General features: G+C 62.4%; 13 protein-coding genes, 1 tRNA gene and 1 pseudogene. 8 read left to right on the top strand and 7 right to left on the bottom strand.

The window, feature by feature from the left end:
- From AUL39_RS01250 to AUL39_RS01235, 4 genes are all read left to right on the top strand, one after another.
- Positions 1–999: a phosphotransferase enzyme family protein gene (locus tag AUL39_RS01250; protein WP_059052832.1), complete on the top strand. Its 999-nt coding sequence runs from the start codon at positions 1–3 to the stop codon at positions 997–999.
- 73 nt (positions 1000–1072) lie between these two features.
- Positions 1073–1414, top strand: coding sequence for a P-II family nitrogen regulator (locus AUL39_RS01245; protein WP_059052830.1), 342 nt, complete (start codon positions 1073–1075; stop codon positions 1412–1414).
- 38 nt (positions 1415–1452) lie between these two features.
- Positions 1453–2223 (top strand): GntR family transcriptional regulator, encoded by a 771-nt coding sequence (locus AUL39_RS01240; protein ID WP_082667167.1) that lies wholly within the window; start codon positions 1453–1455, stop codon positions 2221–2223.
- A 64-nt stretch (positions 2224–2287) separates the two neighbouring features.
- Complete coding sequence (locus AUL39_RS01235; protein WP_059052826.1) at positions 2288–3832, top strand: Mur ligase family protein; 1545 nt, start codon at positions 2288–2290, stop codon at positions 3830–3832.
- Positions 3833–3912: 80 nt separating this feature from the next.
- Here the strand turns inward: AUL39_RS01235 and deoD are convergent, their stop codons facing one another.
- The 5 genes and pseudogenes from deoD to AUL39_RS01210 form a co-directional block, all read right to left on the bottom strand.
- Positions 3913–4647: a purine-nucleoside phosphorylase gene (gene deoD, locus AUL39_RS01230; RefSeq protein ID WP_059052824.1), complete on the bottom strand. Its 735-nt coding sequence runs from the start codon at positions 4645–4647 to the stop codon at positions 3913–3915.
- 2 nt (positions 4648–4649) lie between these two features.
- Positions 4650–5840, bottom strand: a complete 1191-nt coding sequence (locus AUL39_RS01225) for a phosphopentomutase (protein ID WP_059052822.1) — start codon at positions 5838–5840, stop codon at positions 4650–4652.
- Between the two features lie 63 nt (positions 5841–5903).
- Entirely contained in the window at positions 5904–6554 is a 651-nt protein-coding gene (gene deoC / locus AUL39_RS01220; protein ID WP_059052820.1) for a deoxyribose-phosphate aldolase, read from the bottom strand.
- A 373-nt stretch (positions 6555–6927) separates the two neighbouring features.
- Positions 6928–8155 (bottom strand): annotated as a pseudogene (locus AUL39_RS01215) (iron-containing alcohol dehydrogenase).
- Between the two features lie 374 nt (positions 8156–8529).
- Positions 8530–10386 carry a carbon starvation CstA family protein gene (locus AUL39_RS01210; protein WP_059052819.1) on the bottom strand — a complete coding sequence of 619 codons (1857 nt, stop codon included), beginning with the start codon at positions 10384–10386 and terminating at the stop codon, positions 8530–8532.
- Positions 10387–10807: 421 nt separating this feature from the next.
- Here AUL39_RS01210 and AUL39_RS01205 point away from each other — a divergent pair, with 421 nt between their 5' ends.
- The 4 genes from AUL39_RS01205 (at position 10808) to AUL39_RS01190 (ending at position 13416) form a co-directional block, all read left to right on the top strand.
- Positions 10808–11881 (top strand): hypothetical protein, encoded by a 1074-nt coding sequence (locus AUL39_RS01205; RefSeq protein ID WP_059052816.1) that lies wholly within the window; start codon positions 10808–10810, stop codon positions 11879–11881.
- Positions 11878–12849: a hypothetical protein gene (locus tag AUL39_RS01200; RefSeq protein ID WP_059052813.1), complete on the top strand. Its 972-nt coding sequence runs from the start codon at positions 11878–11880 to the stop codon at positions 12847–12849. Before AUL39_RS01205 ends, AUL39_RS01200 begins: the two co-directional genes overlap by 4 nt.
- Positions 12850–12880: 31 nt before the next feature.
- Positions 12881–12955 (top strand) — tRNA-Glu (locus AUL39_RS01195).
- Positions 12956–13119: 164 nt separating this feature from the next.
- Positions 13120–13416 carry a PTS sugar transporter subunit IIB gene (locus AUL39_RS01190; RefSeq protein WP_059052812.1) on the top strand — a complete coding sequence of 99 codons (297 nt, stop codon included), beginning with the start codon at positions 13120–13122 and terminating at the stop codon, positions 13414–13416.
- 24 nt (positions 13417–13440) lie between these two features.
- On the opposite strand, the gene AUL39_RS01185 is transcribed toward AUL39_RS01190, so the two are convergent.
- Together AUL39_RS01185 and AUL39_RS01180 are read right to left on the bottom strand one after the other, a co-directional pair.
- Positions 13441–14439, bottom strand: a complete 999-nt coding sequence (locus AUL39_RS01185) for a transketolase family protein (RefSeq protein WP_059052809.1) — start codon at positions 14437–14439, stop codon at positions 13441–13443.
- Positions 14432–16090, bottom strand: a complete 1659-nt coding sequence (locus AUL39_RS01180; RefSeq protein ID WP_059052807.1) for a UTRA domain-containing protein — start codon at positions 16088–16090, stop codon at positions 14432–14434. Before AUL39_RS01180 ends, AUL39_RS01185 begins: the two co-directional genes overlap by 8 nt.
- Positions 16091–16220 lie beyond the last annotated feature (130 nt).

Genomic DNA, 16220 nt, shown 5'->3' with positions numbered 1-16220 from the left:
ATGGCAAGCACGTTCGCAAACAAGGGCCTCTATCAGCAGGTCGCCGATGAGGCCATTAGGTACTACCCCTACGACGGTGCCGAGGCAAAGCTCCTTGCCTTCTCGGAGAACGCCACCTACGTGCTACGCGATCCCCAGTCCCACGAGCCTTACGGCGTACTGCGCATTGGCCGCCCTGGCTACCACACCATCGAGGAATACGAGGGCGAGATGTCCTGGCTCCGTCAGATTAACGACTACACCCCGCTGATAGTGGCAAACCCCCTGACGGGTAGGGATGGTAAGTACATCCAAGTGGTACCCGGACCAGACGGACGCAACTACTCCTGTGTAGTCACCGAGTTCCTGAAGGGCGAGACGTTGGAAAACGGTGACGACAGCTACTCGACCGACGAGTACGAGCAGCTGGGCGAGATAACCGCATACCTTCACCGCCAGTCCTATATCTGGAACGGCACGAAGAACATTGTGCGTACCCACTGGGACTACGACACCATGATTGGCGACCATCCCATCTGGGGCCGCTGGCAAGCCTTCGGTGGCTTCAACGAGGAGCAGCGAGACGAGCTCACGCGCTGCTGCAAAATCATCAGGCGCCGTCTGGAACGCTACGGCAAGGCCCCCGAGAACTTTGGTCTCATCCATGCAGATCTTCGCGGCTCAAACGTGATGGTCGACGAAAGTCAGATTAAGGTCATCGATTTCGATGACTGCGGCTTTGGCTGGCATCTCCACGACCTTGCAGGGTCGATTTCCTTCATCGAGGACCGAGACTTTGTTCCGGACCTCATCAACGCCTGGCATGACGGCTACTGCAAGGTCATGCCCTTCACCGATACGGACTTCGTGGAGATTGACACATTCATCCTACAGCGGAGACTGCAGCTAACCGCGTGGCTGGCAAGCCACAGCGACTCGGACCCCGTGAAGGACTTGAGCCGCGGCTGGGTCGAGGGCACCATGTACCTCGCCGATAGATACCTGCATGTATTTGGCTGAGTATCCCATCACGCAGAGAAGAACGGCGATTCTCGGCCAAACAACTTCAACGGCTACCAGGGAGGGGTTTCCCATGAAGGAAATCGAATTCATCATCAATGGGTCGAAGCTTCCCAACCTCATCACCATTCTTTCTGGCTTCTCGAGCAACGGCGTGTTTATTACCCAAGGATTTGGCTATGGCCACCAGCACGGAAAGCGCCAGGTATATACACGCAACGATGACGAGGGCGTTATGCTCCTCCCCAAGACGAGCGTTCGCACGGTAGTGCCCGATGACATAGCCGAACCCATCATCGACGAGGCGGTCGAACGCCTGGGGAACTCCACCTTTGGCGACGGCAAAATCTTTATCCGCGATGTTGACAACGCCGTTCGCGTCCGCACGAACGAGCGCGGTGACATCGCCCTTTAGACGCAACTCCGTCGAGCAGGGGGCTCGTCAAGGACATCATGAGAAAAGTGGTAGACCAAACCATCAAGAACATCTGCGAGCTCATCGAGCGAGGGGAGACGTCCGCAGAAGGGCGTCTCCCCTCTGAGCGTGAGCTGGCGCTTCGACTTTGCGTGTCTCGAGCAACGGTGCGAGACGCCCTGGCAGAACTGCGCAGTCGCGGGGTCATTCAGACTCGACGAGGCGCCGCAGGCGGTAATTTCGTGCAGCGCGAGAGCGATCATTGGGCGGATATGGGAAAAATCTCGGTCGTCACCTCGGCCGAGCACATAATTGAAAAGGGCGTAGGCGAGCAGACCAGCCTTGCCCATGCAACCACGGCAGACGGCACCCCCGTGGCAACCGCCGTGCTCCACGTTGGCTACGAGACCTGCCCCTTTGACGTGGCGGAACTGTTTGGGTATGGCGGTTCCAAAAGGATGCTTGTAGTGCGCAGGCTGCGTCACGTGGGCTTCGATCCCGTTGGCTTTGAGGTTGGCTTCCTCGAGCCCAGGCGCTTCCCACGGCTTGCGCGTAAGAACCTTACCGGCTCGATGCTCGACCTGCTGCGTTCCGAGTACGGCGTGGACTACGCCGGCTCGCACGAGCTCATCGAGGTGGTCCCCGCACAAGGCGAGGTTGCATCACGACTTGCCCTCGAAGAGGGAGAGCCCGTGCTGCATGTGACCTACCGGATGTTGGACGGCGAAGACAGAACCATCATGGTGTCGCGTGACTACTACCGTACCGACCGTGTGAGGTTCAATGTTTGGCACCATACTAAAGAGTAGGGTATGCCAGAGAACGGAGTACCGCCCCACAGTTCACTCCGCCCCGCCTGCTATACTTGGCGCCATGAATACTACACTTGCATCTCTTGCCCGGCTTCTCGACCACGAGGGGCTGCTGGCCACCACAGCAAACATCACCGCCGAGAAGGGCGCCACGCCCGTCACGGGGGTCGACTGCGACTCGCGCGTTGTTGCCCCCTCCCACGTCTTTGTGTGCAAGGGCGCCGCCTTCAAGCCGGCATACCTAACCTCCGCGCTCGAGAAGGGCGCCGTGGCGTATCTCTGCGACGAGGACCGCGCAGCCGAGCTGGCAGACGTTGCCCCCGGCACCCCCGCGCTCATTGCCACAGACCTGCGTCGCGCGATGGCGCTCGCCTCGGCCGAGGCGTTTGGCCACCCCGACCACGACCTCACCGTTGTTGGCATCACGGGCACCAAGGGCAAGTCGACGGTCTCCTACATGCTCCGCGCCGTGCTCGATGGCGACGAGCCGTACGCGCACGCCGGCGTCATGGGCTCCATCGAGACCTTCGACGGCATCGAGCGCGAGGAGAGCCACAACACCACGCCGGAGTCCCCGGACCTCTGGCGCCACCTTGCCAACGCTCGCAAGGCCGGCCTCGCCTACATGGACATGGAGGTCTCGAGCCAGGCGCTCAAGTACGACCGCGTCTTGGGCTTGGACCTTGCCGTGGCCTGCTTCCTGAACATTGGGCGCGACCACATCTCCCCCGTTGAGCACCCCAACTTCGAGGACTACTTCCAAAGCAAGCTCCGCATCTTTGACCAGGCGCGCGTTGCCGTGGTAAACCTCGACTCCGACGAGATTCAGACCATCCTCGAACGCGCTCAGCGCTGCGAGCGCGTGGTGACCTTCTCGGCAAAAGATAGCTCGGCAGACGTCTGGGCGTCGGACATCGAAAGCGCCTACGGCATGGTCTCGTTCACCGCGCACACGCCCAGCTGGGAAGGACCCATCTGCCTGGGCATGCCCGGCCTCTTCAACGTCGACAACGCCCTTGCGACCATTGCCATCTGCGAGGTCTTGGGCATTGGGCACGAGAAGATCGCCGAGCCCCTCTCGCACGCGCGCGTTCCCGGCCGCATGGAGCTTCTCCCCAGTCCGGACCCCAAGGTTGTGGCGTTGGTTGACTACGCCCACAACAAGCTCTCCTACCAGCGGTTCTTCCCCTCGGTTAAGGAGGAGTTCCCGGGATATCGCATCATCGCCGTCTTTGGCGCGCCCGGTGGCAAGGCGTACGAACGTCGCCGCGAGCTTCCCGAGGAGGCGGCCAAGTACGCCGACTACCTCATCTACACCGAGGAGGACCCGGCAAACGACCCCGTCGAGGAGATCTGCCAGCAAATGGCGGACGCTACGCCAGAGGGCGCGGCATACGAGGTCATTCTCGACCGTGAAGAGGCCATTCGCCGCGCTGTCCAGCTTGGCTACGAGGGCGAGGGTCCGGCCATTCTCTGCCTGCTTGCCAAGGGTGACGAGACGCGCCAGCACGAGGGCAATGAGTTTGTCCCCTGCCGCACGGACGGCGATATCTACGAAGAGGCCGTTCGCAACTGGCACGCCGCGCATCCGGGCGTGGCTGAGTAGGGCGCAGCGCTCCGTCGACGTATGAACTGGCCCGGGCACCCCTGCGGGAGCCCGAGCCTTCTTGTATTCCTCTGCAGTAGCTAGTTGCGCAGCACCTGCTCCGGCTTTGCCAGGCTTAGTGCGACCTCCATCATCTGCGTGAGGCTCTCCTGGCGCTCCTCTGCCGTGAGTGCCTCGCCGCGGGAGACGACGTCCGTCACAGTGAGAATCGTGAGCGCGCGCCTGTGGGCACGCATTGCGTTGAGGTAGAGCGCCGCCGACTCCATTTCCACGGCAAGAACGCCCATCTTGGCCCAGCGCTGCTCCGCCGTGCGATCGTCGTTGTAGAAGACGTCCGACGAGAGCACGTTGCCAACGCGAACGGGATAGCCCAGGCGCTCCGCCGCATCTGCCGCGCGACGCAGGAGGCCGAAGTCCGCGATGGGGGCGAGCGTTCCAGGCACGTTGAACTGGTGCGCGTAGTTGGAGTCCGTGCAGGCGCCCATCCCGAGCACGATGTCGCGCAGGCGCACGCTTGGCGCAACGCCGCCCGCGGTGCCGATGCGCACGATTGACTCGACGCCGTAGAAGTTGAAGAGCTCGTACGAGTAGATGCCGATGGAGGGCATGCCCATGCCGCTGCCCATCACCGAGACGGGGCTGCCCTGGTAGGTCCCGGTGTAGCCCAGCATGTTGCGGACCCCGTTGAACTGCTCGACGCCTTCGAGGTAGGCCTCAGCGAGGCGCTTGGCGCGAAGCGGGTCTCCCGGCATGAGGACGAACGGTGCGATCTGGCCCGCGACGGCCTCGTTGTGCGGTGTGGGGGTGCGTGCCATGTCTATGCCTCCAGGATCTGCTCGAGGTGAGACGTGCCGTTGGGAAGCGCGGGGACGCCGAGGTAGTCGAGGACCGTCGCCGAGACGTCCGCGAACGTTGGCCGCGTGCCCAGGTCGACGCCGGCCCGCACGTGAGGGCCGCATACGAGCCAGGGCACGTACTCACGCGAGTGGTCGGTAGACGGTGTCACGGGATCGCAACCATGATCTGCGGTAATCATGAGCAGATCATTGTCGCGCAGGCCCGCCACGATGCGCGGGAGCTGGCTGTCAAAGTAGCTGAGGGCGCGGGCGTAACCGGATGCATCGTTGCGGTGACCGTAGATCATGTCGAAATCCACGAGGTTCGTGTAGCAGAGTCCCGTGAAGTCGCGTCCGGTCGCTTCCACCGTTCGCTCGATGCCCTCCTCGTTGCCCGAGGTGAAGACGTGGTCGGTGATGCCGCGGTGCGCAAAGATGTCGTAAATCTTGCCAATGGAGAGCACATCCTGCCCAGCCTCCTTGAGCACGTCGAGCATCGTGGTCCCGGTGGGCTCAAGCGAGAAGTCGTGCCTGCGGGGCGTGCGCTCATAGTGCGGCCACTCCCCTGTGTACGGGCGCGCGATGACGCGGGCAACGCCATGCTCGCCCGTGAGGATCTTCCGCGCGATGCGGCAGTACTCGTAGAGCTGCTCGGGAGGCACCAGATCCTCGTGGGCCGCAATCTGGAAGACGCTGTCGGCCGAGGTGTAGACGATGAGCTTGCCAGTCTCGAGCTGCTCGCGACCATAGTCCTGAATGACCTGCGTGCCGGAGTAGGGCTTGTTGCAGAGCACCCCGCGGCCCGTCTGGCGTGTGAACTCGTCGAGCACCTCTTTGGGGAAGCCGTTGGGGTACGTGGGGAAGCGCTTGGGCGAGATGACGCCCGCCATCTCCCAGTGCCCCACTGTGGTGTCCTTGCCGGCCGACGCCTCGCGGAGACGGGCAAACGCGCCAGTGGGGGACGCAACCGGCTTGAGGTCAACGTGATAGGGAGACTCGAGCGCCCCTTCGATGTTGAGAAGTCCGAGCGACGCCATGTTGGGAACAGCAAGCTCGCCCGTGGTGGCGCAGGCGCACAGGGTGTTGCTTCCCTCGTCGCCCCACTCCGCGGCGTCCGGCTCGGCGCCAATGCCAAAGCTGTCAAGGACGATCAGAAATACGCGCCTGCCCATGTGACCTCCCCTTTTATGCCCAACGGAGCAGAGGCTCCGCCGGGCACCTAGACTCCAGTGCCTCTAGAGGCATTGCCCCTCGACGATCTTGATGCTGGCACTGCAGCCAAGGCGGTCGGCGCCAGCCTCGACCATGGCGAGCGCCTCCTCCTTGGTGTGGATGCCGCCCGCGGCCTTGACCTTGCAGCGGTCGCCGACGGTCTTGCGCATGAGCGCCACGTCATGCACCGTTGCGCCACCCGTCGAGAAGCCGGTGCTGGTCTTCACGAACGAGGCACCTGCGGCAACTGCGTCCTCACAGGCGCGGACGATTTGCTCGTCGTCAAGCAGACAGCACTCCAGAATGACCTTCACGGGGCGGCCCTGTGCAGCCTTGACGACGGCAGCGATGTCATCGATGACGTAGCGGTCGTCTCCGGCGACAAGGTGACCCCCGTTGATCACCATGTCAATCTCTGTGGTTCCGTCCGCCACGGCCTGCGCGGCCTCGGCGGCCTTCGCCTGCGTGGAGCAGGCGCCAAGGGGGAACCCGATGCAGGTGGTTACGCCCACGCCGGTGCCCGCAAGGCGCTTGGCTGCCATCGCCGTCCAGCACGAGTTGATGGCAACCGTCGCGAAGTGGTACCTGATGGCCTCATCACACAGGCGCTCGATGTCAGCCTGGGTCGCGTTCTGCTTGAGGTTGGTGTGGTCGATGTTGCCGTTCAGTTCCATGAAATGCCCCCGTGTTTTGAGAATCCTCCCAATGACTTCTGGCCTCACCTTGTCACAACCAGGGAATTGGTGCAACGAGATCAACAGCCAGCGTATCGTCGAGTGCCGGCTTCCGAGTGCAGCGCGTCTCAGTTCAACCGCTGACATTCTCGGCAAATCAACCTCACGCATATAAGTGAACCTCACACGTGTTATTTCTTTTCTGATATCTTCCGAGAAAAGCCCAGTTGGCATGTTCTTAAAATCAAAGAAGAAATATCACGTGTGAGATTTCCGAGGGGGCAAGGTTGGCATGCCAAGAATGCACAAGGGGGGTCGGAGCCAAAGGCTCCGACCCCCTCGGACGGCAACGCTTGTACTACTAGGACGGAAACTAGAAGTTGACCGGCTCGTCGTAGTAGCAGCACTTGAGGATCTTCTCGAAGTCCTCCGCCTTGGTCTCGCGCGGGTTCTCCGGCGTGCAGGCATCCTGAACTGCGTTGGCAGCAATGGTCGGGAGCTTCTCGAGGAACTCCTTCTCGGAGACCATGACGGGCTCGCCGGTCTCGTCAGCCTTGACGCCGCCGTTGGCGTAGTTGTTGATGCTCTGCGGGATGTGCAGCTCGTCGTTCATGCTGCGAATCTTCTCGACCAGCGAGTCGATGAGCTGGTCGTCGGTGGTGCCGGGAAGGTGCAGGATCTCCTTGGCGACATAGGCGTAGCGCTCGTGAGCACGCGGGTCCTTGGAGTTCCACTGGATGGCCTTGCCCAGGTACATGGCGTTGGCGGCACCGTGAATGATGTGGCCGTTCTCGAAAGCAGCGCCGGTCTTGTGGGCCATGGAGTGCACGATGCCGAGCAGGCCAGAGGAGAACGCCAGGCCGGCCAGGCACTGAGCCTCGTGCATGTGCTTGCGGCCCTCATGATCACCAGTGTAGGAAACGGGCAGCCACTGCGTAATCTCGCGGATGCCATGCAGCGCGTCGGCGTCGGTGAACATGGAGGCAGCGGTCGAGACGTAGGCCTCGAGGCAGTGCGTAAGGGCATCCATGCCGGTATGCGCGCAGAGCTTCTGGGGCATGGAGTAGGTAAGCTCGGGGTCCACGATGGCCACATCAGGCGTGATGTTGAAGTCTGCCAGCGGGTACTTGATGCCGTGCTCGTAATCGGTAATGACGGAGAAGGCCGTCACCTCGGTAGCGGTGCCCGAAGTGGAGCTGATGGCACAGAAGTGAGCCTTCTGACGCAGCTCGGGGAACGAGAACGGCTGGATGATGTTGTCGAACTTCTCATCGGGGTACTCGTAGAACACCCACATTGCCTTTGCGGCGTCGATGGGGGAGCCGCCACCAATGGCAACAATCCAATCGGGGCCAAAGTCCTGCATGAACTTGGCGCCCTTCTTCACCGTCTCGATGGAAGGATCGGACTCGACGCCCTCGAACAGCTTGACCTCAAAGCCGGCATCTTCCAGGTCCTTCTGAACGTCCTGCAGGAAGCCGCCACGGCGCATGCTGTGGCCACCAGAGACGATGACGGCCTTTCTTGCCCTTGAGGTTCTTCACCTCGTGGCGAGCGCCCTCACCAAAGTACAGGTCACGCGGGTTGGTAAAACGTCCCATAGCACATCCTCCAATTCACCGGCCGCCACCGATGGCGACAAATGCCTGAGAAGACCGCTCGGCCTTCCCTGATGCCCTACCCGGAACAACTTGAAGCCGGACGAGCAGCGAAAAACGCACCACCAGTCCGAACCTGAATGCGGCCCCATCCTATCAGATAGACGCCAGCGAGAGGCCACTTACGGCAGGCGGCTTCGCGCAGGAACAAGACCGCATCTCTGCTCCACCGACGTCCATACCCTTGGTCTTCTCCGACACCCCGCTGTGACTAAATCTACATATTTTCATCACATTTTGAAGCAGGAGGAATACGAGAAGGGCGTCCGATGCCACCGGCACCAGGCGCCCAGTCAAACACTCTGCGAGAGTCCGCCTTACGCGGTTACCTCGGTCTTGGTGTCCACAGCAACGTCGTGCTTGGACTCCTCAACGTGCTTGCGGCCAAGCTCGGACCACTCGGGCTTCTCGTCGGGGATGGAGCCAGCCTTCTTGGTGAAGAGCTCCTTCAGGCAGCTGTAAGCGACGATGACACCCAGGATCACGATAAGGACGGCAACCACAAGCTGCAGGCCCTTTGTTGCGATGACCGCAAAGGACTGGTCGGCGGCAACTGCGGTCCAGCAGCCATAGATGCTCATGCCGAGCGACGTGAAGGTGCACACGAGCAGGAACGCTACAGGCACGTAGAGCATCCAGCCCTTGCGACCGGTGCACTTGCAGAAGACGGCGAGGGTAATCATGGTCATGCCGCCAAGAAGCTGGTTGGACGCGCCAAACAGCGGCCAGATGTTGAGGTAGCCACCAAAGCACAGGGCGATACCCAGGACCAGCGTGACAGCGATGGAGAAGGCCGTGTTGGTGAGAACCTTGCGGGCACCGGCCTGCTCGGCAGAGGTGGAGGCGGCGTCGTTGGTCTCGTAGAAGAACTCCTGCCAGCTGGTGCGGCCAATGCGGGCAACGGCATCAACGGAGGTGAGCGCCAGCGCAGAGACGTTCATGGTCATGAAGACCGTGGCGAACGTGGCGTTGAAGCCCATGAGCTCCATGCCGCGGGCGACGCCGGCGGCGAAAATCTGGAACGGCGTCGAGGCGGTGCCAGCGTTGAGGGCGCCCGTGCCAGCGGTGTTCATGTCGCCAAACATGATGCCAGCGGTTACGATGGCAAGCACGCCAACAAAGGACTCGAGGACCATGGCGCCATAGCCAACGGGGAGCATGTGGGTCTCGTTAGAGATCTGCTTGGAGGAGGTGCCGGAAGAGACGAGGCTGTGAAAGCCGGACAGGGCGCCGCACGCAACGGAGACAAACAGAACCGGGAAGAGGTAGTTGCCCTTGGCGGCCAGGGCATCAAGCGTCTCGGAGCTGACGACCATCGGCGCCGTTATCGTGGCCTGGCCATTGATGCCCAGCGCGATGATGCCGAGAACGGCGCACGCGATCATGGCGACCATCATGATGGTCGTGAGGAAGTCGCGCGGGGTCTTGAGCGTCTGGATGGGCATGGCGCTGGCAAGGATCAGGTAGAGCGTCACGACGGCAATCCAGCCGGTAGCGTTGAGGTAGATCGGAAACACCATGCCAAGCGCAAAGGGAACCGCGATGCACACGAGGGCACACAGGAACTTTGCGACACCCTTGAGGTCCCACTTGCGGCACGCCCAGCCAAAGAAGATGGCCGAGAAGGTAAGCAGGATGGAGATGGTGCCCGCGCAGCCACCGGCGTAGGACTTGGCGAAGTCAACGGAACCGTCGGCAGCAGCGGTGGTAGCAAACGTGCCCGCCACCATCGAGACGAACGCAGCGATGACAATGCAGCAGAACAGCCAAGAGAAGGCCAGGAACAGGTGGCGACCGGCCTTGCCGATGTACTTCTCGATGAGCTGGCCGAGCGACTTGCCGTTGTTCTTGACAGAGGCGTACAGCGCGCCAAAGTCATGGACGGCGCCAAAGAAGATGCCACCGATAAGGACCCAGAGGAGCACCGGGAGCCAACCAAACATCATGGCAACAATGGTGCCCGTGACAGGGCCTGCGCCACAGATCGAGGAGAACTGGTGGGCAAACACGGAGAAGCGCTGCGCAGGCGAGAAGTCCTTGCCGTCCTCCATGCGGACCGCAGGGGTGAGGGCCTTGGGATCGACGCCCCATGACTTAGCTAGCCAGCGCCCGTACCCGAGGTAGCCAATAATCAGGACCACCGCACTTATCAAGATGATCGTGATGCCATTCATGTCGTCTTACCTCCTTAGGGTAGGGCGCTGCGGACCGTTTCCGCTGTTTGCGCTCGGTGCGCGGCATGGTACATCCATGTGGCTGGGCGAGGTATTTCTCGAACTGTTCAAATGTATTGGATATTTTCAGAAAATTCTGGATATATTTGGATAACACTCAAATGAATCTATCGAATATTGGATATTTTTTGCTAGTTCAAAAACACCGTTCGCAATACAACTCCCTTCAAACATTCTCCAAGATGTAATCGTTTTGGACCTCTATTCGAAACAATTTTCAACCGTTCACCGTTTTTAAATGACCGTTCATGGTATTTGCAGCAATGCTTTCCGTGCTTCTGGGAAGGGAGCACCCTTAACCACAGTGAGCATTAATGTCTGGCGTATGGGATACCATGAGGGTGGAGAAAGGAGGCGCAACGTGGCGTACGACCCCAGAAGAGAGGACTACCAGCGTCTGGCGCTGCGCTATGCGCAGTCGCTGCCCAAGGGGGACCCAGTTGCCGCGGCCAAGGCGTTCACGGACTTTGGGCGTCGCTTTGCCCGAGACCGCGACACCCTGCCCCAGTCTGACGCCGATCGCGCCTTTCACCTGGTAGCCGTTGCCGCTGAGGTCATAGACTACCAGCTGCCATTCTCAAGCGAAGCCAAGGCGGACGCGCTTATCGCTCGTGGGCGAGACCTTCTCGATGAGGCGGTATCGCTTGATCCAACGTGCCACGACGCCATCCGCATGCGCGCCTCCCGCACCAACCCCAGCTTCGACGCCCAGTTCGCCTTCCTCAAAGAGGGCGTAGGAGAAGTTTATGCCTCATGCCAGGCGGCCCGCGCCGCCGTCCCTGATGACGGCGACGACGAGCGCGTTGCACTTGGCCGCGACATTGCCATGCGCCCCTATCGTCGCTGGATGGCGGCGCTTGCGGAGGAGGCCCTCATCTGCGGACGCAACCGCAGCTCCATCGAGACCGGGGAGCGCCTGCTGGAGCAGGACCCGTCCGACCAGGCAGACGTGCGCTTTACGCTGGCGCTTGCCTATGCAAAGCTTGAGGACCAGACGTCGCTTGACGCACTAGCCAAGCGCTACGGGGCAATTGTGCCTCCGCGCGCGGCAGACGACGCCTGGATTGAGCTCGCCCGCCTAGCACTCGCTCACAAGAGCCACGACATGTCCCTTGCCCGCCAGCTTCTTGAGCGCCTGGCCAACACGTATGAGGGCTGCGCCTCTGCGCTTATCTCCCAGACGGAACTCCCAGACGGCGTCTTTGCCCGCCTTGCCGTGCCGCCCTACAGCGAAGACGAGCTGATCCTTGCCGTTTCCGAGGCAACGGTGCTGCTTCAGGAGGGTGATGACAAGAGCGGGCGCGGTGTTCTCGGCTCTTGGATTGCCCGAACCACGGCCAAGCTTTATCCCGAGGCGCTTGCCGAGGCCCAGGAGCTCTCAAACCCCTATTACCAGCGAGAAGCCAAGGGGCACCAAGGCGGTGACGCCTCGTGAACGGGCGAGAGGAGCTTGTGCTCAGGTGCGCGCAGAGGAGGCGCGAGAAGATTGGCACCCTCTCCGACGAGGGGTTTGCCGAGCTCTGTTTAGCCGTGCGAGAAAATCCAACGGCCTTTGTCGACTCCCCCGAGCAAGCGTCGTTCGCCACGCTCGTGGGGGCGCTTGACGCGTTTCACCGCGCCGGGGCAGACGATGACCTCCTGGATGACGACGAGTTTCGCGCGGCTCGCGAGCGCAGGCTGCAGGCGCTCTCGGCCGGGTGCGCGCAGGCGCTCTCGCAGGATGACGGCTGTCTTGACGCTCAGCTGGTTCAGACGCTTGCCGCAGAACTCAATCCCGATGACAGGCTCGACGCGCTCCTCCAGATAGAGGCGAAGGCTGACGCCGCCACGGAACTCTCGCTTGGGGCCACGGGCGATGCCTGGGACGACGTCTTCATGCGGCCCCAGCTTCGCCTGTGGGACGCCATTGCGCGCACCTGCCTTGACGGCGGGCGCTACCGCATGGCACTCGAGGTTTCACAGGGCCTCATGGCAGCCTCGCCTGCCGACCGGGTCGGCGGTCGTCTCACTGCAGCGCTGGCGCTGGCGCGCCTGGAGGACGAGGAGGGCTTCAACGAGCTTGATGCACGGCTCTCCGGGCGCGAGAACTCGTGGCTCAACCTTGGGCGCACCATCCTTCTCTACAAGTTGGGTCGCATGAGCGCCGCGCGGCGCGCGCTGCGCGGGTACGGAGAGCTGTGCGAGGGAGCGGCATACGCCCTGCTCAGGCCCACGTTTGTGGAGATCTACCTGCCAGATAGGCCAGAGGTTCCCGCGGGGGGCTTCGAGGAGGCAACCTTTGCCGTCCACGAGGCCGAGCCCATCATTGCCGACGTGCCGGACTTTATCGGTTGGGCGGATGGCTTCCCGTGGTTCCATGCGGCTGGCGAGTCCTATGCAGAGGCCAACGGCTACGACTGGTAGAATCGCCTCTCTCTGATATACTCTCACCTGCGTCCCCATCGTCTAGTGGTCAGGACATCGCCCTTTCAAGGCGACGACACGAGTTCGAGTCTCGTTGGGGGCACCATTTGCACCAGGCTGCGGCCACCTTCCCTCGTGAAGGCGGCCGCTTTTTGGTGCTGAGAAAGCGCTGCCTCCCCACCCCAAACGCCGCTCCGTCACGCTACTATGGCTGATAAGGTCACGTGCCCCGGGCGGCAAGGCGCCGCTCGCATCGAAGGGAGCCCAAGCATGTCGGACAAGAAGAAACGCATCCTCATCGCGTGCGGCTCCGGCATCGTCACCTCGACGATCGCACGAAAGAAGATCGAGGAGCTTCTCGACACGCATGGCTATAAGGGCCGCTACGAGATTGTGCAAGTGCCTCTCAGCACTGCCTCCAAGAAGTCAAAAGACTGCGACTTCATCGTGGCAACCGCCATCAAGCCCTCCGAGCTGCACTGCCCGTTTGTTGACGGCACCCCCTACCTCATGGGACGCCACGAGGACGAGGCCAACAAGCAGATCCTTCACCTCATGGGGAAGTAGGTCACAAGCGGTTGCCTCGCGCAACTATCCCAATCGGGCAAGAATAGCCGTCGCCATGCCCCCGGGTGTGAGTCCGGCACGCTCCAGAAGACGGCTCTGCTCGTCTGCCTCGGGATAGCGGTCTGGCGCGCCCAGGCGCAGCAGTCCAGGAGCGGCCCCCCGGTCGAGCAGTTCCTCGGCGAGAAGCCCGCCAAGTCCGCCCACTACGCTGTGCTCCTCCACCGTCACTGCCAGTCGCGAGCAGGCGAGAAGCTCAACAACGCGCTGGTCAAGCGGCTTGATTGTACCCACAGCCACCACTCGGCAAGATAGTCCACGCTCGCGTAGCAAACCGGCAGCCGTCAGCGCGCGAGAGGTGATGGAGCCGCAGGCAGCAATGGCAACGTCTGTCTTGTCGCCGGGCGCGTCATCCGCAAGCACGCGGCAGCGTCCAAGCTCGAAGTCACCTGCAGGAAGCGCCCGGTCGCCGGCAGGCGCCTGCGTAATGCGCACGTAGGCCGGCCGCGGATTGCGCGCAAGCTCAGCAAGTGCACAGGCCAGCTCGGTGTTTGTCGCCGGCGTCACCACGGCGAGGCCGGGAATCGAGCGCATGCAGGCGAGGTCCTCTAGCGCCATGTGGCTGGGGCCCAGGATGCCCGCGTGGTATCCTGCGCCAAGCCCAACCAGCACGACCGGAGACTCCATCATTCCTAGGTTCACGCGCACCTGGTCGAGCACGCGAGCCGTAATGAACGGTGCGTAGGACGGGGCAAACACATGGAAGCCCTCGTTGGCAAGGGCAGAGGCAACCTCAACCTGGTTCTGCTCGGCAATGCCGCATTGAACAACGGAACCCGGCAGCTTGGAGCGAAGCGCATCCAGAGCAAGGCGGCGGCCATAGTCCGAGACAACGGCCATGACCTGAGAATCATTCTCGGCAATCTCTCCCAGCGCCCGACCAAAGGCCACGCGCGAGTCCAACTGGTCGAACTCGGCAGGATTCGCGACAATTGCAGGTGCCACAGCAGCGACTTCCCTAGCCATGGTCCACCTCCATGCCAAGCTCCCTGACCGCCTGCGCGTAGAGCTCGTCGGTCAGCTTGTTGTCATGCCACTCCACGCAGTTCTCGGCAAACGAGAGGCCCTTGCCCTTGGTGGTGTGGGCGAGCACCGCGCGCGGCCGCGCATGGCTTGGGACAAGCACGCTCCAGAGCGCGCTCACGTCATGGCCATCCACCTCGATGGCCTCAAATCCAAAGGCGCGGAACTTCTCCGCAAGGCTTCCTGTGTCGAGAATCTGCGCCGTGGGGCCATCGAGCTGCAGCCCATTGACGTCGACGATAACCGTGAGCGACGCCAGGCCCATGTGCCCCGCAAGCGCGGCAGCCTCCCAGACCGAGCCCTCGTTGCACTCGCCGTCGCCTAGAAGGCAGAAGACGCGCGAGCCGCTTGCCCGCCTGTTGGCGGCAATGGCCAGCCCACACGCGTAGCCCAGCCCCATGCCCAGGCTGCCGCCGGAGGCCTCGATTCCGCGGGCGGGGTCTCGTCTGGGGTGCTTGAACAGCACCGCATTGGGACCGAGAAGCCCGCGGTCGATGTCTTCCTGAGAGATCAGACCCGCGTGCAGCAGGGCGGGATAGAGTGCGAGAGAGGCGTGGCCCTTGGAGAGCACAAAGCGGTCGCGCTGCTCCCAGAGAGTGCCGTCGGCCCCGGTGCGCATGACGCCACCGTAGAGCACGGCTAGAATCTCTGCCGCAGAGAGGCTGCCGCCCAGGTGGAACGGCATGTTTGGATTGGCATGCGCAAACTTAACGACGGCACGGCGAATGTCCAAGGCAAGGCCGCAGAGGCGGCGGCGCTCAGCTGGCGCAAGCGCGGGCGCGAGCGCCGTGGGAAGCCAGCCGTCCTGGACGGAGGTCCCGGCGACCTCCTGTCCCGCGAGCAACCACGTGAGGCCCCACTCGATGACTGTTGCGTCCGCAAGGCCGATGGTCTGGCGCAGCACCAGCACGGGGTCACTTTCTTCACAACCAAGCGCCTCTGCGCGCTTGCCGGCAGCCGCGGCAGAGTAACGCACCTTGGACCAGGTGATCTTTCGTCCAGAGCAGCGCTCCACTGCATCAAAGGCCGTCTCGTGCGAGAAATCCGCCTCCGCCAGGCCCGGGCACTCCCCCAGGTTCTCCCATCCCTCCTGGCATATGACCGGCTTGCCGTCGACTGTGCGAACGCGCAGCAGGTAGAGCACTGGGCTGCCCGGCTGTATGCGCAGGTGCTCGGCAACGTCTGCGGGCGCAGGCACAACGCGCTTGTCGAGCACGTTGGTCACGAAGTCCTTGCCCTGCTCGCGGAGGGACTCGCCAAACGAGAGGGGCCGCTCGCCCGCAGGGTGCGAGAGAGCGCGCTCCGAGACAAAGGTGCCCGACCCACGCACCTGGACGAGAAAGCCCTCGTCAACAAGCTCGCTGATGGCGCGCCGCACGGTACCACGAGAGATGCCAAAGCGCGCCATGAGCTCGTGCTCGGAGGGGATGCGCGAGCCAGGGGCCCACTCGTGAAGGCCAATCTTCTCGCGCAGAAGGTCTGCAAGCTGCGAGTACACCGGGGCAGAGCCTGCCTTGCCTGCAGCTCGCTCTACAGGCCTGCTTGTGACTGCCTGCGGCGCACCCCGGAGCGCATCCGCGTCGTTCTCTGCCATGCTTGCCCCTCCCCTGCTACAAGCACATCGACGTTGCGAGACATAGTTGTACACCACTTGTCCTCATATGTGATACGCAACGGGATGTTCTGGGCGCATGCGCCAAAACAACACGCCAGCGGCGGGCGGG

This window comes from Tractidigestivibacter scatoligenes, from assembly GCF_001494635.1.
GTDB lineage: Bacteria > Actinomycetota > Coriobacteriia > Coriobacteriales > Atopobiaceae > Tractidigestivibacter > Tractidigestivibacter scatoligenes.
This window is presented reverse-complemented; position numbering and strand designations above follow the sequence as displayed.